Here is a 16692-nt window from a genome sequence, read left to right on the forward strand (position 1 = left end):
TTCTCACATCGACAGTTCGGCAAGGAATTCGAGCGCGCGGTCATGCGCTTCGGGCGCGCCGGCGCAGACGATGCGGTCATCGCCGCCCTCCTTCTCGCTATAGCGGCGCACCGGCGGAATGACGTGCGGCCCGGTGCGGCCACAGGCGCAGGGCTTTTCCCAGCCCGACAGCGTGATCTCATCGCCTGTCACCAGCCCGGCCCAATAGGTGTTGGGCATCAGGTCGAACGAAGCGAAGCGGCCGGTCAGGCCATCCTTGCGCGGCAAGGGCTTGCCGGTTTCCGGATCCAGCAGGAACGGGATCTGGATCGGCGGGATGTGATAATGGCCGTGCTCGCACATCATCGACAGACCCATCTGTTCGGACGTGGCGTACATTTCATAGATGGTGTCGAAACCCAGAAACTCCAGCACCCGCTCGCGCCAGTCGTCGGGCAGTTCCTTGCCCTTCTTACCGCCGCCGGTCAGCAGCACGCTGCCTTTGCCAAAGACGTTCTTGAGGCCGCGCTTCAGCCCCTCTTCCGCCCAGTCGTAGAGGATCGCCCACATCGCCGTCACATAGACGTCGCGCCCGCCGAAGCGCCGCTGGGCCTCGCTGAAGAAATGCTTGAGATCGTCGGGCCGGCGGCGCTCCAGTTCCAGCAGAGCGTCCCGCCGTTCCAGCAGAACCGGCGGAATGTCGAGCATTCCCGCCTCGCCTCGTGCCTCCGCCGCACGCAACCGGCCTCCGAGCGAGGCGATATCCGCGCTGAAGCGGGCGTCCGGATAGAGGAACAGGGCGTTTTCCTCGCCCTTGGCATAAAGGTCGATCTGAATGCCGTTGCCGCGCTGCGTTGCCGCCGCGCCATAGCGATAGCCCGGAATGATGATCGGCATTCCGTCCTTCAAGATGTCCGGCCCGCGATCGGGCCACCAGTCGCGGATGATGATCGCGGAATGGATGATCGTTTCGCGCCATTGCGCCTTGGTGCGCGGCACGAAGCTCAGCTTTCCGGTCGTGCCGGACGTGTGCTGGACGGTGAGGTCGGTCTCCGCGTCGAGCAGGTCGATCCAGTCGTCGATCGTTTCGATGCCCGACGCGTCGACATGGGAAATGTCACTGGTCGTCAGGCCCGCGAGCCATTTGGTCAGCTTGTCGAAACGGCTGCGCTCCAGATAGCTGATGGGATAGGATTTGTAGACGGTGTGTGGAAACAGCAACGGCGCCAGATCGTCGATCGTCTCGATCTTGTCGATTCCCTGCTCGCGCGCGAGTTTGTCCAGCACGGACAGGCCGGGTCGAAGTTCGGCAAAGCGCTTGCGCGCGCCTTCCAGATGCAGCCGGTCGATTTCATCCCGGCTGAGCGTGAAAGCCTGTGCATAGGGCGCGTCATGGAAACTGGTGGGATCGGCGATCAGTTGATCTAGATAGCTGGTCATGGAATGAGAGTCCGTCTTTCTGTCGAAGATGGATTGTGGCGGTCGCCGCGCCCTCACTGCAATGCCGATGCCTACAGCCGAAGTGCCCAAACATCGTCAGGCGGACATGATGCGCCCATATTCCATTCTGCGCGACCAACATGGCGTTGCGCTGCCGTCACGGAGGCAGCATGAAGCAGGGAGAAGGAGAAGGAAGTCATGGGATTGAGCGTTGAAGACCGGCTGGACATCTACGATCTGTTCGCGCGCTACTGCCAATATGTCGATGCCGGCAGGGCAGCCGAATGGGTGGCGTTGTTCACCGACGACGGCTGCTTTGATATTGTTGGCCAGATGACCCTGCGCGGCGCCGAACAACTGGCCGGCATGCCCGCGATGCTGGCGGAAAATAGCGGCGGCAAATGGCGGCACCAGATCACCGACATCATGATCGACGCGGGGACGAGCGAGGATGTCGCTATCATTGGAGCCTCCGGTCTGGTGACTGACTGGAACAATGGCGGCCGCGCCCTCATGTTCTCCAATTATGACGCGACGCTTCGCAAAACGGGCGGCCGCTGGAAAATCGAGAAACTGACCGCCACCATGATGGGAGGCTGAACCGTGAGGAACGCGGTCTAGCTGCCGCGTTCCTCACGATATTCACGGGGGGTCATGCCGGTCGCCTTGCGGAAGGCCGCGGAAAAGGCTGCCGCGCTCTGAAAGCCGCAATTACCGGCAATCACCTTGATCATCGCATCGTCCTGCGCGAGTTGCTCCTGCGCCCGGGCAATTCGGCGGCCAGCAATATAGTCGGTCAAGGTCGTGCCGGTCGTGGCCTTGAACGTCCGCATGAGGTGACGCGGGCTGGTGCGGATTTCCGTCGCAAGGTCAGCGACGGAAAGCGTGCTGGCCAGTTCCGCTTCTATCCTGTCCTTGATCCGGCGCAGCCGCCAGCCCGGCATTTGCCCATAAACGCCGCGGTCGTCATATTGGGCATGACGAAAATGTCTGCACAGTTCGACAACCAGCAACAGAGCCATGCTTTCGAGCAATATGTCCTGCCCGAAGCCGGGGTTACGCAATTCCTCTACCAGTCGGGCAAGTCCCTGACGCACACGGCCGATCTGCACGTCCTGGCATGGCGTCAGATCGGCGATGCTGTCCTCCTCGAACAATTGCATTGCCCGCTCATTGGCGAATGTCAGGCATAGCAGACTGTGCTCGCCCGGCTCGCTGAGCGCCGCAAAAGCGCCGCCCTTGGGCAGAAAGACGATGTCGCCCGGCGGGTCGGCCAACTGGCGGTCGTTGCTGTAGAAACGCGACGTGGGACAGCGCGGGCCGATGGAAAAATCGAGATAATAGGAATCGGGCTGGAATACCGCCCTGCTGCTCTGCGTCCAGCCGAAATGGCGGATGTCCGCAAAAATACCATTGGCATGGACTTGTTGTTCGACATGGAAATGCGAAGCCGTGTGCGGCGCGCACATCGGCAGAGCATTGCCGGCTTCTATCTGCATCCTCAAACCTCCTGCCCTTGGTCGAGTCTTTCTCCGACCTGGAAAGGCAGAGCCATTATTTGCCAGTTGGCCTCGGATAGCAAGTCATGGCTGGTCCCGGTCGGCCACATCGGCCGTCATCCACCGGCTCGCCAGGGCGAACAGACCGGCGGCGAGAATGAAGAAACATGATCCGAAGCTGAGCGACAGGCGCAATCCCTGCGCGCTCGCCGCCTCGCAAGCCTGCGTTGCGCGCTTCGCACAATCCGCAAGGTCAAGACCTGCCGCTCCCCGCGCGGCTTCCGCCAGAATGTCGCTGACAAGTCCCACCAGCGGCGGGCCAAGGCCATAACCCATGACAGAGCTGGTGGCGATGATGATCGCCGACGCCATCGCCCGCATGTGGGGCGGCGCCACATCCTGTCCATGTGCATACATGGCGGGCATGTAGAAATGCTGCCCCATCGAAGCCAGGATCATCAGGCCGACGGCAAGGCTCACCGCCGGTATCTGGAACGCGATGGCGTAGAGCATGCCGCACCACAGCAGGCTGACGGAGGGAAGCCATGCCTTGATCCGCGGATAGCGGCGATGCCCCAGGTCCATCGCGGGGCCGCCGATCAACGTGAACAATATGCCCACACCACCGATCACCAGCCCCATCAGCAGAGACGCGTTTGCCAACGACAGGCCATGCGCCCGCATCAGAAACGAAACCATATATTGCTGGTTGGCATAGCTGCCGATGCCCGCGACTCCGCCCGCCAGAGCCACCAGGGCAAAGCTGCGGCGACGCAGCAGGTGACGGAACGTAAAGAGGAAGGATGGCGAAGAGGATGGATGGGTCCGGGCCGGCTCGGGCACGGTTGCGCCAAACAGGATCGCCAGCAGGATACCCGCCGCGCCGCAAATGATGAAGGCCGCGCGCCAGCCATAGGAACCGATCAGGGCGCCGCCGACCACTGCCGCGAACATGGCTCCAAAAGGACCGGCAACCGCGAATATGGCGATGACCGTCGTCCGCCGCTCGGCCGGGAAAGCGTCGGAAATCAGCGAGTGGGATGCAGGGGTGCATCCTGCTTCGCCGATGCTGACCGCCGCCCTGCCGATCAGCATCTGGACGAAATTGGCCGCCATCCCGCAAAAGGCGGTCATGGCGCTCCACAATGTCAGCGAAATGGCGATGATCCTGACCCGCCGGCCCCGGTCAGCCGCCCGCGCGATCGGAAAGCTGAAAAGCGTGTAGAGGATGGCGAAGGCCGGCCCACCGATCAGGCCAAGCTGAAAATCGCTGAGACCAAGGTCGATCTTGATCAGTTCCTGCGCGACCGAAAAGAGCAGACGATCGATATAATTGAGGCAGTTCAGCAGAAACAGGGCGATGATGGTCCAGAGCAGAACCGACCGGCTGGCGGTCGGCGAAGGCTTTCCATGAGGCACCGCCCCCTGTGCGGTGCCCGCAGTTGATGGATTGTGCATCGCTCGTCCCGCCCGGTTATGAATTCTTTCCAGACCATTAGGGCAATGCAGCGCCCCATGCTTCCTTCAGAACTATCGCTCACGCGACGAATATCGCCTGGCGGACAGATTAATCGTCTATCGAACCTGCCAAAAGGTAGAAGGCATGGCCTGCTCATGGACCATGATGACCCACGGCTGAAAGGCGGGCCGCATGGCGGCGCCCCCGTCAGCCACAGCGATGAGAGGAATGATCCGAAGATGAAAAGACTCGAGAACAAGGTCGCGATCGTCACGGGCGGAGGCGGCGGCATAGGCGCGGCCGTCGCCCGCCGTCTGGTTTCCGAAGGCGCGAGCGTGGTCATCGCCGATCTGTTCGAAGATGCCGCGGCCAAGGCCGCCGAGCCGCTGGGCGACAAGGCGCTCGCCGTGCAGTTCGATGCCGCGAACCCGCAATCGGTCAAGGATATGGTGGACCGGACGGTCGGCCATTTCGGCCGTGTCGACATCCTTCACAACAACGCCGCGATGACCGATCCGGTCAAAAGCCCGCAAGACACCACCGCACCCGATATTCCGCTGCCGATCTGGCAGGAAATTCTCGACATCAACCTGACCGGCTATCTGCTGGGCTGCAAATATGCGATCCCGCACATGGTGGCCGGCGGCGGCGGGTCGATCATCAATACGGCGTCCAATTCCGGCACCGCGGGCGATCTGGCGCGGATCGCCTATGGCTCGACCAAGGCGGCGATCATCGGCTTGACCAAATATGTCGCAACCCAGCATGGCCGGCAGAATATCCGCTGCAACAGCATCGCTCCCGGCGTCGTGCTGACCCCGGCGCTGGAAAAAACGGTGCCGGGGCTCAAGGAAATCATCCAGCGGCACATATTGACGCCCGAATTCGGCACGCCCGATGATATCGCGGCCCTCGTGGCCTTTCTGGCATCGGACGAATCCCGCTACATCACCGGGGAGAACATCTCCATTTCCGGCGGCGGACTGGTGCATCAGCCCCATTACGCCGATCTGCTCGCATTTATGGAAGCAGGGGATTAACGGTTGGACCGGGCCAGCGGCATGTGATCTATCCATGTCGCTGGCCCGGCCGCGCTCACCTTTCAAAGACGGCGTCGCCATCCGGCGACCCTTTCGCGCCCGGGCCTATATATAGACCAGCATCTTGGCCTTGCCCGCATCCTGCGCCGCGATCTTCATCGACACTGGCGCAGCGGCAGGTTCATACAGAAGCGAAACGGAAAGCGGGTCATCCGCTTCCATCGCCACATCGGCAAGAACGCCTGAAACAGCCCTTTACATGGCTGGAATCATCGACATGATCGGGGCCTGGAGAAAGCGACCGGCAAAGCCCGATGGGGAGTGAATTTGTGGAATCCATAGAAAGTCAGCCGGTTGCAGCAAAGCTCTCCCGTTCGGCGATCTTCCTTGTCGCAACCCTGAACGACACGCCCCAAGGCCTTCAAAAGGTGCGGGCATTTTGCGCGGACCTTTCCGCCTTCATACGCGCCGTGGGCTTTCGCGACCTGGATGGAGGCTTGTCCTGCGTCATGGGTTTCGGCTCGGACGCCTGGGACCGGCTCTTCGGCGCGCCGCGTCCCCAGGAATTGCATCCCTTCCAGGAAATACAGGGCGTCCACCACGCGGTGTCGACGCCGGGCGACATCCTCTTTCACATTCGTGCGATGAGCATGGACCTTTGCTTTGAACTTGCGACGCAGATCATGATCCGGATCGGATCGGCGGTCACGATCGTGGATGAAACGCACGGGTTCAAATATTTCGACGATCGCGACCTTCTTGGCTTTGTCGACGGAACCGAAAATCCCGTCGGCCCCGCCTGTATCGATGCTGCGGTCATCGGGGATGAGGATCCCGATTTCGCCGGCGGCAGCTATGTGATCGTGCAGAAATATCTTCACGACCTCGCCAAGTGGGAGGCGATCCCGGTCGAACAGCAGGAAGGGATCGTTGGACGAAAGAAGCTTTCGGACATTGAACTGGAAGAGGCCGCCAAACCCACCTTCGCGCATAATGTGCTGACCAGCATCAACGACGACGCCGGCAATTCGCTCGATATCGTGCGGGACAACATGCCCTTCGGCGACATCGGCAAGGGTGAGTTCGGCACCTATTTCATCGGCTATGCCCGATCGCCCAGCCGCACCGAACGGATGCTTCGGAACATGTTCATCGGCGATCCGCCGGGAAATTACGACCGCCTCCTGGATGTCAGCCGGGCCGTCACGGGGAGCCTGTTCTTCGTCCCCACGGCATCGTTTCTGGACAATGTATCGGCGCAAGCGGCAACATCGCCCGAAACGGACGTGCAGCCCGTCACAGATCAATCCGCGGCCGATGCAGAACCGGCGGCGCGATCGAACGGATCATTGGGTATTGGATCTTTGAAGAGCGAGGACTGACATGAACAATCTTCATCGCGAACTGGCGCCCATTTCCGAGAGCGCATGGGCCCAGATCGAGCAGGAGGCCGGACGGACGCTCAAGCGTTATCTGGGCGCGCGGAAGGTGGTGGATCTGATCGGTCCCAAGGGTTTCGACCTCTCTTCCGTGGGGACCGGGCACACGCGCGACATTCCACCGCTCTGCGACGGGCTCAAGGTCGCCCAGCGGCAGGTTGTCCCGGTCCTTGAACTGCGGGTTCCCTTCAGGCTCACGCGCAAGGCGATAGATGATGTCGAGCGCGGCTCGAACGATTCCGACTGGCAACCGCTCAAGGACGCAGCGCGGACGATCGCCTTCGCGGAGGACCACGTCATCATCGAGGGGTATCCGCAAGGCGGCATCGACGGCATGCGCCAGGTCACAAGCAATCCAAAGCTCACCTTGCCCAGCGATATTCAGGGCTATCCCGATGCCGTCGCGGAAGCGGTGAACGCGCTTCGGCTCGCCGGCGTCAACGGACCCTATGCGCTGGTGCTGGGATCAGATGCCTATACCAGCATCACCGGCGGCAGCGACGAAGGCTATCCCATTCTCAAACATATCCAGCGGCTGGTCGACAAGGACATCATCTGGAGTCCCGCGATCAAAGGCGGCGTGGTCGTCACGACCCGCGGCGGCGATTTCGACCTTACGATCGGTCAGGACCTTTCCATCGGCTATCTCAGCCATTCGGCCGATGACGTCGAACTCTATTTTCAGGAAACGCTGACCTACCAGACCCAGACGGCTGAGGCATCCGTGATCCTCGATCCGCCTGTGCAGGCCGATTGACGGGCGCTTATCGTTCGATAACGAACAGGCGGCGCGCAAGCCTCAGCCTGCCGTGTTCCACACAATATTCGTCATGCGATCCGCTTTCGCCAAGCGGATCGCCCGCGGTTCAGTTCGCCTTGCTCAGGTCCACCTTGTCGACCCATTCGGGATAGAAGGTCGGCTCCCGATTGGACCATCCGATCGCCGTCGCCGCCGCTTCGCTGATCGATTGGAGCAGCGCGCGCCGCTTCTCTGGATGCAGGTGCGGCAGGCTCGCCGCCGCGCAGAAAGCGCCGGGCAGCCAAGGCCGGGCCCCCGCCCCCAACAGCCGCTCATAAAGGAAACGATAGGCCGAAAAGCTTCCCAGCCGATCCTGCCCCAGATCGAAGGCCGACACGATCACCAGCGGCGCCATGAACGGCTCCATCTGATCCAGGCCGCTATCGTCCGGAACCCGCGCCTTGATTTCGTCCAGCCGCCCATAGATGCGGGCCTGGGCGCGGATGGAGGCTTCCTCCACCATGTCGCGCGACCACAGCTTCATCGCGTCGCGGCGATGCAGCCCTATGTCCAGAGATCGCCTGATATAGCGTTGCGTCGCGCTGGTGAAGCTGGCGAATTCGCGAAGTTCCGCCAGGGTAATGGCGCCATCCGCAGGTCTTGCACTCGTGCCCATGCTCATGCCCTCCGACTTCCAGTCGTCCTGCAGAACATGCACGCCTTATGGTTACTGAAGGCTTAAGCGCCTGTTCCACCGACATTCACAGGGAATCAGATTTCGTTTTGCGGCGCAACATCATTTTTTCGCTATGCGGCGGATGGAGGCGATTTCCATCCGCTCTTGTCTCAGAAAAATCGAGAGAAAATCAATCCGCGCGGCCTTCCAGCACCGCGCCGATCATGCTGCGCCATACGGCGACATCGCCCGCCTGCGCCATCTGCATATCGGGTTCACGCAGGGTATGGAGAATGGCATAGGCGTCATCGACGTGCCGATGCCATGTCGCATCCACCGCGCTCGACGCATGCGGATCGTTGCCTTCACCATTCAGGCTCAGTTGGCGTCCGGCAAGAACGCGGGCGATACGCTCAATCGCAGGCGTGGCAGATGTCGGCATAAACGGCTCTCCTTCCAAAGGGGCGGCCTGGTGTTTTTCCGCCTTGAAAGCCGCCCTTGCCCTCATATTAACATGTTTCCCGCAGGGCCGCTATTGGCCCCGCTCCTTCTTATATCCCGAAGATGGCACCGGATCGCCATTGTCGCCCGGCATGGTGGCGGCCGGGGGATCGGATGCATCCATCGAATCCTTCAGTCCTTCCTCCAGCTTCTCTTCCGTCGTGACGGCATGGTCCTGCGCGTCGGTCGGTCGCTTGTCACCCGCCTCCTCCCGGCTGTTGGGCCGGATATCGCTCTTGTCGGACATAATGGCTCTCCTTGTTGGACCGGAACACCGGCCCTCTGCCAAAGGAAAACGGATGCCCATGGGCGGGGGTTCCGTCAGGCGCTTCGACCAATGGTCAGCGTCTTTCGACCAGCTACACGACAGACACGCGACAGCGGATGCCCTTTGGCGTAGACCGGCAATATGACGTTTCTTCCCGAAGACGGCGAACGCGGCGTGCCGCCCGCCATTGCGCTCTATTCCATCCTCGGCTTCTGGCTCTTCTACGCCATCCTCGTGTCGCTGCGCGCCGCCGTCATGGGATTTGAGGCGCAGGACGCGCTGGCCGCGCGGCGCATGGTGGTGACGGTGATCGGCGTCGTCGCCACATGGGTTCTCTATCTGGCGCTGCGCCGGTTCGATCATAAGCCGCTCAGCGTCCGCGTCGTCGCGGCCTTTTCGCTGGCGGCTCCCTTTGCGCTGGCGATGGCGGCGGCGAATTTCTACATCTTCAACGTCTATGATCCCGTGGGCCTGTTCCCGGATTCCGATCCGGCGAAATATGAAAAAGCGGGCTACGCCCTCATGTCGATCGTGGAAGACGCGATCAGCCGCTATTTCTTCCTCGCCGCCTGGGCCGGTCTGTATCTGGCCATTTCCTATGCCAGCGAAGCGCATCGCGTCGAACGCCGCGCCGCGCGCCTCGAACGCGCGGCGCAACAGGCGGAACTGCGCTCGCTGCGTTATCAGGTAAACCCGCATTTCCTGTTCAACACGCTCAATTCCCTGTCCTCCCTCGTCATGAAAGATCGGCGGGACGAGGCGGAGCAGATGATACTCTCCCTATCCAACTTCTACCGCACCAGCCTGACCGGCGATCCGCTGGAAGATGTGCCGCTGGAAGAGGAAGTGCATCTTCAGAAGCTCTATCTCGACATCGAAGCCGTCCGTTTCCCCGACCGCCTCATCACGCGCATCGATGTGCCCCCATCCCTGCTTCACGCCTGCGTGCCGGGCCTGATCCTTCAGCCGCTGGTGGAAAATGCGATCAAATATGGCGTGTCGCGCACGTCCGCATCCGTCACCATCACCATCGCCGCGTGTGAGCAGGATGGGATGCTCCGCCTCACCGTCACCGATGACGGCGACAAGCCGCCCAGCGCATCGGACGGCGGCAACGGCATCGGCCTCGCCAATGTGCGCGACCGGCTGGCCGCCCGCTTTGGCGATGAAGGCCGCATATATTATGGTCCGCGTGAGGGCGGCGGCTTTGCGGTCGAACTTGCCCTTCCGATCATCCGACGGGGCTGCTGAAACCTATGACCTCCATCCGCACCATGATCGTCGATGACGAACCGCTGGCCGTTGAACGCCTCCAGATGCTCTGCGCCCGCGAACCGCGCATCGCGCTGGCGGGCACGGCCAATGACGGGGAAGCCGCGCTTCGCCTGATAGAAGGGTTGCAACCCGACCTGGTGATGCTGGACATCGCCATGCCGCTGCTCGACGGCATCGGCGTGGCGCGCGCGATCGGCCGCATGGGATTGCGCCCAGCCGTGATCTTCGTCACCGCCTTTGAAGGCTTCGCGGTGGAAGCGTTCGATCTCGCCGCGGTCGATTATCTGCTCAAGCCTGTGGCGCATGACCGCCTTTCCCGCGCGATCGACCGCGTCGAACTCGCGCTGCAAAGCCGCGCGCTGGCCAGCCCCGCGCCGTCAGCCGAACCGGAACCTGAATGGGCGGAGGAATTCTGGGTGCCGCACCGCTCCGAACTGGTCCGCATCGCCGCCGGCCAGATCGACCGGATCGAGGCGGAGCGCGACTATATGCGCCTGCATGTGGGCGCTCACAGCTATCTGCTGCACCAGACCATCAGTTCGCTGGAGGAAAGGCTGGACCCGCAGCGTTTCGTCCGGCTCCACCGCTCGCATATCGTCCGGCGCGACCATATCGTCCGGCTGCGTCATGACGGCAGCGGCGTCTGGTTCGCCTGCCTCGCCTTGGGCGGGGAAATCCGCATCGGCCGCACGTTCCTTGCCAACGCGCGGGCCATGACGGGACGCTGACGTCCAAGCGGCGCACAGAAAAAGGCCCGACAATGCCGGGCCTTTTTCCTTTCTGGGACCGCGCCCTTCAATTGGCGAAAGCGGAATGCGGGGCTTTCCCCGCCTCGGCATAGCGCGCCTTGGTTTCCGCCCGGGCGATGGCGGCGGCGACCGGCGCCTTGACATGGGCGATGGCCGCGCTGCGGCAACGGGTGGCTTCGGCCAGATCCCGGCTTCCGCACACCCTGCCGGCGGCGCGCCCGATACGGCTTTGCAATTCCCTTTGATCCGCTGCCTGCGACAGGTCCAGATCGCCGAAACGGACCTCAAAAGTGCGGCCGTTGGACATAAAGGTTTCCGCGCTGGCGCTGCCCGCGATCAGCGAAGCGGCGGCAAAGGCGGCAATGGAAAGGGTCTTCAAGGGGGCAAACATGGCAAAGTCTCCTCAACTGCTTGTCTTGCCGGTTCGTCGCTCGGGGGGATTGAGCGACAAACCGGGGATGAAAACGGAGGCTCGATCAGTGGGGGAAAGCGCGTCGCCGCCGTTGCCCTTTCCTTTTACGGCGGTGGCGGGCGCGATGCCTGCCGCCTTCGATGGACGGCGCGCTTCATCGCCCAACGGCACATCCATCGACAAAAGGCAGATAGCGCCGGACAAAAGACATGACGAACGACATGAACACCCGGACAAGCGACATTTCCGTAACGGAAACTCCGAATCGAAACGGTCAGGCGCATAACGAAAACGCCCCCGGCGCAAGGGAAGGCCGGGGGCGTATCCAGGATGCTGTCGGGCACTCCAGGATTTCGAAACTGTCATCTATCAGACGACACGCTCACGCGTTAACCGTCTCTGAACAGGGGGAAACCCCCTCTTGGGATGCCTCATGATAGTCGAGAAACGCCATTCACCCGGCGCCAATCGACAGTCGGCCGCCAATTTCCGCTCGACAGCGTCCCCAGGGGACGAACGGGCTGCCTGCGGCTACCAACGACATTTGGCAGGTGAAACCATTAACGCTACGTTTCCGTAACGTCAATTGGCTTTGCGTCCTATTTTGGGAAACAGGACAGGGGATATTACCTATTTTCCAGCCACCAGTTGCGCCCGCCACTTTACCAGCACGGACTCGGGAACGCGAGGCCTTTCCGGTGCATCCTTGCCTTCGCGCAGCTTTTTCCGGTCTTTTTCCGGTGGGTTGGCAATGCGAACGCGCACCGGCGCCACCCCCTGGACATGCATGCCAAGCTGTTCCGCGGCACCCCGAGATAAGTCAATGATTCTGCCATTTCTGGCGAAGGGTCCGCGATCATTTATCCGCACCAATATCGTGCGCCCGCTGTCCAGAGACGTCACCTCGACATAGCTCGGCAGCGGCAAGGTCGTGTGCGCGGCAGTCACCGCCTTGGGCCGAAATCGTTCGCCATTGGCTGTCTGATTGCCCGATTCGCTGCCATACCAGCTCGCATAGCCCAGATAGTCATAGGTTGGATCGGCCGCGGGCACATAGGTCACGCCCCGCACGCTATAGGGCTTGCCGATCTTCACCGGCACGTCGCTTACCGGCCTGTATCGCACACCCCCGCCACAGGCCGCCAGCAGCACCGTCGCAGCCAGCACGCCGCCGCGCATCCCTTTCGCCATTCCACCGCTCATGCGGCGGACCCTAATGCGCCGCGCGGCGGGATGGAACCCCCGCGCCCTTCCCTTTCCCGCAACCGATCCTATCTTGGCGGACAGATGCGAAACGCGCACTTGCCCCAATAGAACAAATCTGGAACAAGAAGACCCCATGAGTCTCACGCATATTTCCGTGCGCGGCGCGCGCGAGCATAATCTCAAGGGCGTGGATGTCGACCTGCCCCGCGATGCGCTGGTGGTCATCACCGGCCTGTCGGGTTCGGGCAAGTCCTCCCTGGCCTTCGACACCATCTATGCCGAGGGACAGCGCCGCTATGTGGAGTCGCTCTCCGCTTATGCGCGTCAGTTCCTGGAGATGATGCAAAAGCCCGATGTCGAGCATATCGAGGGTCTGTCCCCCGCCATCTCCATCGAGCAGAAGACGACCAGCCGCAATCCGCGCTCCACTGTCGCCACGGTTACGGAAATCTACGACTATATGCGCCTGCTTTGGGCGCGCGTCGGTATCCCCTATTCGCCTGCCACCGGCCTTCCCATCGCCGCGCAGACCGTCAGCCAGATGGTCGACCGCGTGATGCAATTGCCCGAAGGCACCCGCTTCTACCTGCTCGCCCCCGTCGTGCGCGGCCGCAAGGGCGAATATCGCAAGGAACTGGCAGAGTGGCAGAAGGCGGGCTACACCCGCGTCCGCATCGACGGGGAAATATATCTGATCGAGGACGCACCCGCGCTCGACAAGAAATATAAGCATGACATCGAAGTCGTGGTCGACCGCCTCGCCGTCGAACCCGACATGGGCACCCGCCTCGCCGACAGTTTCGAGCAGGCGCTCAAGCTGGCGGACGGTCTCGCCTTTGTGGACCTCGCTGACGGCGTCGTCCCGGGCCGCGAAGACGAAGCGCAATCCGCCGACAAGAAGATGAAAGGCGCCGGCATCCCCGCCAACCGCATCGTCTTCTCGGAAAAATTCGCCTGCCCGGTCAGCGGCTTCACCATCGCGGAGATCGAGCCGCGCCTCTTCTCCTTCAACGCGCCGATGGGCGCCTGCCCGGCCTGCGATGGCCTGGGCGAACGGCAGGAGTTCGACCCCGAACTGGTCGTTCCCAACGAAGCCCTTTCCCTCAAGAAGGGCGCGGTCGTCCCCTGGGCCAAGTCCAACCCGCCCAGCCCCTATTATATGCAGGTGCTTGGCTCCTTGGCGAAGGAGTTCGGTTTCTCCCTCGAAACGCCGTGGCAAGACCTTCCCGGCGAGGTGAAGCTCATCATTCTCCACGGCACCGGCGGCAAGCCTGTCACCCTGCGCTTCGTCGACGGCAAGAAAAGCTACGAAGTCCGCAAGCCGTTCGAAGGCGTGATCGGCAATCTCAACCGCCGTCTGCTCCAGACCGAATCCGCCTGGATGCGCGAGGAATTGAGCAAATATCAGACCGCCATGCCCTGCGAGACATGTGACGGCGCGCGCCTCAAGCCCGAAGCTCTCGCGGTCAAGATCGCCGGTGAGGACATTTCCATGTCCACCCGCCGCAGCGTGGTCGATGCGCTCGCCTTCTTCTCCACCCTGCCCGACAAGCTCACCGACCAGCAGAACCAGATCGCCCGCGCCATCCTCAAGGAAATCGTCGAGCGTCTCGGCTTCCTCAACAATGTCGGCCTCGACTATCTGAACCTCGACCGCACCAGCGGCACCCTCTCAGGCGGCGAATCCCAGCGCATCCGCCTCGCCTCGCAGATCGGCAGCGGTTTGTCGGGCGTTCTCTACGTCCTCGACGAACCTTCCATCGGCCTCCACCAGCGCGACAATGACCGCCTGCTTATTACCCTCAAACGCCTGCGCGATCTCGGCAACACCGTCATCGTCGTGGAGCATGATGAGGATGCGATCCGCGCTGCCGATTATATCGTCGACATGGGACCGGGCGCGGGCGTTCATGGCGGCGCGATCGTGGCGCAGGGCAGTCTCAACGAACTGCTCGCCCATCGCGACAGCCTCACGGCCGATTACCTCAACGGCACCCGCCGCATCGAAGTGCCCGTCAAGCGCCGCAAGGGCACGGGCAAGAAGCTTACCGTCCACAATGCTCGCGCCAACAATCTGCGCGGCGTCACGGCGTCGATCCCGCTCGGCACCTTCACCTGCATCACCGGCGTTTCCGGCTCCGGCAAGTCCAGCTTCACCATCGACACCCTCTACGCCGCCTCCGCCCGCGCCCTCAACGGCGCGCGCATCGTCGCGGGCGCGCATGACAAGGTGACGGGCCTCGAATATTGCGACAAGGTCATCGACATCGACCAGTCGCCCATTGGCCGCACCCCACGCTCCAACCCCGCGACTTACACGGGGGCCTTCACCAACATCCGCGACTGGTTCGCGGGTCTGCCCGAAGCGCAGGCGCGCGGTTACAAGCCAGGCCGTTTCTCCTTCAACGTCAAGGGCGGCCGTTGCGAAGCCTGTCAGGGCGACGGCGTGCTCAAGATTGAGATGCACTTCCTCCCGGACGTCTATGTGACCTGCGACGTCTGCCACGGCGCCCGCTACAATCGCGAGACTCTCGAAGTGAAGTTCAAGGGCAAGTCCATCGCCGACGTGCTCGACATGACGGTCGAGGACGCGGTGGAGTTCTTCAAGGCCGTGCCGCCCATCCGCGACAAGATGGCGATGCTGGCCGAAGTGGGGCTGGGCTATGTCAAGGTCGGCCAGCAGGCCACAACCCTGTCCGGCGGCGAAGCCCAGCGCGTCAAGCTGGCCAAGGAACTCTCCCGCCGCGCCACCGGCAACACGCTCTACATATTGGACGAGCCCACCACCGGTCTCCATTTCGAGGACGTCCGCAAGCTGCTGGAAGTCCTCCACGCCCTTGTCGAGCAGGGCAACAGCGTGGTGGTGATCGAACATAATCTGGATGTCATCAAGACCGCCGACTGGATCATCGACATGGGACCAGAAGGCGGCGTCAAGGGCGGCGAAGTGGTGGCCGAAGGCGCGCCGGAAAAGGTCGCGAAGAACAGCCGCAGTTTCACCGGACGCTATCTCGCCCCCTTGCTGGGACTGGAGGCCGTGGCGGCGGAATGAGCCATGAGGGGCCATCCCGATTTTCCAACATATGTAGGAAAATGCCCCACCTGCGGCCTCAGGCAAACTGGTTTCAGTTCTCTACTTCCCTCTGTAAAAGACCGCCCGCCGCCTCTTCTCTTCCATTCGCCGCGCCCTTTCCCTTGACCCGGAACAGGAACGCCCGACGGCCCGTTGTCCGGCTCGACCGTTTCACAGGCCAAGGAGTTCTCCATGATCCGCACCCTCATCTTCGGCGCCATCGCAGGCTATGTCGGCAAGAAGCTCTATGACGAAGGCAAGCTGACAGCCTTCAAGGACGACCTCAACACCCGCTACAATCAGGCGAAGGCCGACCTCGTCACCCGGCAGGCGCCGGGGAATCCCACGCCATCCTCATCCACCATTCCGTAATGCCGGCCCGCAGTTTTCCGCTGATCACCGAAACATTGCGCGCATCTCGTGCCACATGATGTGACAGAGCTACGCAACCTTCCCCGCTCCGAAGGGTTGGTGAAAAGCCAATAAGGAGGAATGTTTATGCGCACCCCCATTCTCGCCATTGCCCTGGTCGCCATGTTGCCGCTCGGCGCCTGCGCTTCTGACGGCTATGGCGACCGTTATGGCTATGACCGGCCCGGCAGCTATGATCGCCCCAGCCATCGCGGCGACCGCCGTGACGGGCAACGGCATCACCGTCGGCTTGGCGACAATGACAGCATCTACCGCGACCGTGATGGCCGCTATTATTGCAAGCGTGATGACGGCACTACTGGCACAATCGTGGGTGCTCTGGCGGGCGGGGTTTTGGGCAATGTGATCGCTCCGGGCGGTTCCAAGACGCTTGGTACGATCCTGGGCGGTGCGGGCGGCGCGCTGGCAGGCCGCGCTATCGACCGTAACGACATCAATTGCGAATAAACCAAGAGGAAAAGCAAGAATAAAGGGCGCGATCTTCGGATCGCGCCCTTTCCCTATT

General features: G+C 62.1%; 18 protein-coding genes. 9 read left to right on the forward strand and 9 right to left on the reverse strand.

The window, feature by feature from the left end:
* Positions 1–3: 3 nt before the first annotated feature.
* Positions 4–1419 carry a long-chain-fatty-acid--protein ligase gene (locus ATN00_RS17785; RefSeq protein ID WP_062067146.1) on the reverse strand — a complete coding sequence of 472 codons (1416 nt, stop codon included), beginning with the start codon at positions 1417–1419 and terminating at the stop codon, positions 4–6.
* 198 nt (positions 1420–1617) lie between these two features.
* Here ATN00_RS17785 and ATN00_RS17790 point away from each other — a divergent pair, with 198 nt between their 5' ends.
* Entirely contained in the window at positions 1618–2019 is a 402-nt protein-coding gene (locus ATN00_RS17790) for a nuclear transport factor 2 family protein (protein WP_062067148.1), read from the forward strand.
* A gap of 17 nt (positions 2020–2036) precedes the next feature.
* Here ATN00_RS17790 and ATN00_RS17795 read toward each other — a convergent pair whose 3' ends face one another.
* Positions 2037–2918 (reverse strand): helix-turn-helix domain-containing protein, encoded by an 882-nt coding sequence (locus ATN00_RS17795; protein WP_062067151.1) that lies wholly within the window; start codon positions 2916–2918, stop codon positions 2037–2039.
* An 84-nt stretch (positions 2919–3002) separates the two neighbouring features.
* The gene (locus ATN00_RS17800) at positions 3003–4376 is read right to left on the reverse strand and encodes a spinster family MFS transporter (protein ID WP_231746327.1); all 1374 of its coding nucleotides are present in this window, start codon (positions 4374–4376) and stop codon (positions 3003–3005) included.
* A 240-nt stretch (positions 4377–4616) separates the two neighbouring features.
* Here ATN00_RS17800 and ATN00_RS17805 point away from each other — a divergent pair, with 240 nt between their 5' ends.
* Entirely contained in the window at positions 4617–5417 is an 801-nt protein-coding gene (locus ATN00_RS17805; RefSeq protein WP_062068970.1) for an SDR family NAD(P)-dependent oxidoreductase, read from the forward strand.
* Positions 5418–5522: 105 nt separating this feature from the next.
* Here the strand turns inward: ATN00_RS17805 and ATN00_RS24235 are convergent, their stop codons facing one another.
* Complete coding sequence (locus ATN00_RS24235; protein ID WP_257720650.1) at positions 5523–5645, reverse strand: hypothetical protein; 123 nt, start codon at positions 5643–5645, stop codon at positions 5523–5525.
* Between the two features lie 101 nt (positions 5646–5746).
* On the opposite strand from ATN00_RS24235, the gene ATN00_RS17810 reads away from it, so the two are divergent.
* Together ATN00_RS17810 and ATN00_RS17815 are read left to right on the forward strand one after the other, a co-directional pair.
* Positions 5747–6799: a Dyp-type peroxidase gene (locus ATN00_RS17810; RefSeq protein ID WP_231746328.1), complete on the forward strand. Its 1053-nt coding sequence runs from the start codon at positions 5747–5749 to the stop codon at positions 6797–6799.
* Position 6800: 1 nt separating this feature from the next.
* Positions 6801–7613: a family 1 encapsulin nanocompartment shell protein gene (locus ATN00_RS17815; protein WP_062067157.1), complete on the forward strand. Its 813-nt coding sequence runs from the start codon at positions 6801–6803 to the stop codon at positions 7611–7613.
* A gap of 109 nt (positions 7614–7722) precedes the next feature.
* On the opposite strand, the gene ATN00_RS17820 is transcribed toward ATN00_RS17815, so the two are convergent.
* From ATN00_RS17820 to ATN00_RS17830, 3 genes are all read right to left on the reverse strand, one after another.
* Positions 7723–8271: a hypothetical protein gene (locus tag ATN00_RS17820; RefSeq protein ID WP_062068972.1), complete on the reverse strand. Its 549-nt coding sequence runs from the start codon at positions 8269–8271 to the stop codon at positions 7723–7725.
* Positions 8272–8461: 190 nt separating this feature from the next.
* A complete protein-coding gene (locus tag ATN00_RS17825) occupies positions 8462–8713 on the reverse strand; it encodes a hypothetical protein (RefSeq protein ID WP_062067160.1) in 252 nt (83 codons plus the stop codon).
* Positions 8714–8803: 90 nt separating this feature from the next.
* Positions 8804–9019 (reverse strand): hypothetical protein, encoded by a 216-nt coding sequence (locus ATN00_RS17830; protein ID WP_231746329.1) that lies wholly within the window; start codon positions 9017–9019, stop codon positions 8804–8806.
* A gap of 162 nt (positions 9020–9181) precedes the next feature.
* Between ATN00_RS17830 and ATN00_RS17835 the strand changes: the two genes are divergently transcribed.
* Together ATN00_RS17835 and ATN00_RS17840 are read left to right on the forward strand one after the other, a co-directional pair.
* On the forward strand, positions 9182–10291 hold the full coding sequence (locus tag ATN00_RS17835) for a sensor histidine kinase (protein WP_062067163.1): 1110 nt from the start codon (positions 9182–9184) through the stop codon (positions 10289–10291).
* Positions 10292–10296: 5 nt separating this feature from the next.
* Positions 10297–11043 (forward strand): LytR/AlgR family response regulator transcription factor, encoded by a 747-nt coding sequence (locus ATN00_RS17840; protein WP_062067166.1) that lies wholly within the window; start codon positions 10297–10299, stop codon positions 11041–11043.
* A 67-nt stretch (positions 11044–11110) separates the two neighbouring features.
* Here ATN00_RS17840 and ATN00_RS17845 read toward each other — a convergent pair whose 3' ends face one another.
* Together ATN00_RS17845 and ATN00_RS17855 are read right to left on the reverse strand one after the other, a co-directional pair.
* Positions 11111–11455, reverse strand: a complete 345-nt coding sequence (locus tag ATN00_RS17845; protein WP_062067168.1) for a UrcA family protein — start codon at positions 11453–11455, stop codon at positions 11111–11113.
* 651 nt (positions 11456–12106) lie between these two features.
* Positions 12107–12679: a septal ring lytic transglycosylase RlpA family protein gene (locus ATN00_RS17855; protein WP_062067172.1), complete on the reverse strand. Its 573-nt coding sequence runs from the start codon at positions 12677–12679 to the stop codon at positions 12107–12109.
* Between the two features lie 136 nt (positions 12680–12815).
* On the opposite strand from ATN00_RS17855, the gene uvrA reads away from it, so the two are divergent.
* The 3 genes from uvrA (at position 12816) to ATN00_RS17870 (ending at position 16634) form a co-directional block, all read left to right on the forward strand.
* Positions 12816–15734, forward strand: coding sequence for an excinuclease ABC subunit UvrA (gene uvrA / locus ATN00_RS17860; RefSeq protein WP_062067173.1), 2919 nt, complete (start codon positions 12816–12818; stop codon positions 15732–15734).
* 213 nt (positions 15735–15947) lie between these two features.
* On the forward strand, positions 15948–16127 hold the full coding sequence (locus tag ATN00_RS17865) for a hypothetical protein (RefSeq protein WP_062067175.1): 180 nt from the start codon (positions 15948–15950) through the stop codon (positions 16125–16127).
* A gap of 126 nt (positions 16128–16253) precedes the next feature.
* Complete coding sequence (locus tag ATN00_RS17870; protein ID WP_062067177.1) at positions 16254–16634, forward strand: glycine zipper 2TM domain-containing protein; 381 nt, start codon at positions 16254–16256, stop codon at positions 16632–16634.
* Positions 16635–16692 lie beyond the last annotated feature (58 nt).

Origin of the sequence: Sphingobium baderi (genome assembly GCF_001456115.1) — a bacterium.
GTDB classification, from domain to species: Bacteria; Pseudomonadota; Alphaproteobacteria; order Sphingomonadales; family Sphingomonadaceae; genus Sphingobium; species Sphingobium baderi_A.

Bases quoted from the DNA above. Each gene is read 5' to 3' on its own strand.
- ATN00_RS17785 (WP_062067146.1), bottom strand. From the start codon at position 1,419: ATGACCAGCTATCTAGATCAACTGATCGCCGATCCCACCAGTTTCCAT.
- ATN00_RS17790 (WP_062067148.1), top strand. From the start codon at position 1,618: ATGGGATTGAGCGTTGAAGACCGGCTGGACATCTACGATCTGTTCGCG.
- ATN00_RS17795 (WP_062067151.1), bottom strand. From the start codon at position 2,918: ATGCAGATAGAAGCCGGCAATGCTCTGCCGATGTGCGCGCCGCACACG.
- ATN00_RS17800 (WP_231746327.1), bottom strand. From the start codon at position 4,376: ATGCACAATCCATCAACTGCGGGCACCGCACAGGGGGCGGTGCCTCAT.
- ATN00_RS17805 (WP_062068970.1), top strand. From the start codon at position 4,617: ATGAAAAGACTCGAGAACAAGGTCGCGATCGTCACGGGCGGAGGCGGC.
- ATN00_RS17815 (WP_062067157.1), top strand. From the start codon at position 6,801: ATGAACAATCTTCATCGCGAACTGGCGCCCATTTCCGAGAGCGCATGG.
- ATN00_RS17820 (WP_062068972.1), bottom strand. From the start codon at position 8,271: ATGGGCACGAGTGCAAGACCTGCGGATGGCGCCATTACCCTGGCGGAA.
- ATN00_RS17825 (WP_062067160.1), bottom strand. From the start codon at position 8,713: ATGCCGACATCTGCCACGCCTGCGATTGAGCGTATCGCCCGCGTTCTT.
- ATN00_RS17830 (WP_231746329.1), bottom strand. From the start codon at position 9,019: ATGTCCGACAAGAGCGATATCCGGCCCAACAGCCGGGAGGAGGCGGGT.
- ATN00_RS17835 (WP_062067163.1), top strand. From the start codon at position 9,182: ATGACGTTTCTTCCCGAAGACGGCGAACGCGGCGTGCCGCCCGCCATT.
- ATN00_RS17840 (WP_062067166.1), top strand. From the start codon at position 10,297: ATGACCTCCATCCGCACCATGATCGTCGATGACGAACCGCTGGCCGTT.
- ATN00_RS17845 (WP_062067168.1), bottom strand. From the start codon at position 11,455: ATGTTTGCCCCCTTGAAGACCCTTTCCATTGCCGCCTTTGCCGCCGCT.
- ATN00_RS17855 (WP_062067172.1), bottom strand. From the start codon at position 12,679: ATGAGCGGTGGAATGGCGAAAGGGATGCGCGGCGGCGTGCTGGCTGCG.
- uvrA (WP_062067173.1), top strand. From the start codon at position 12,816: ATGAGTCTCACGCATATTTCCGTGCGCGGCGCGCGCGAGCATAATCTC.
- ATN00_RS17865 (WP_062067175.1), top strand. From the start codon at position 15,948: ATGATCCGCACCCTCATCTTCGGCGCCATCGCAGGCTATGTCGGCAAG.
- ATN00_RS17870 (WP_062067177.1), top strand. From the start codon at position 16,254: ATGCGCACCCCCATTCTCGCCATTGCCCTGGTCGCCATGTTGCCGCTC.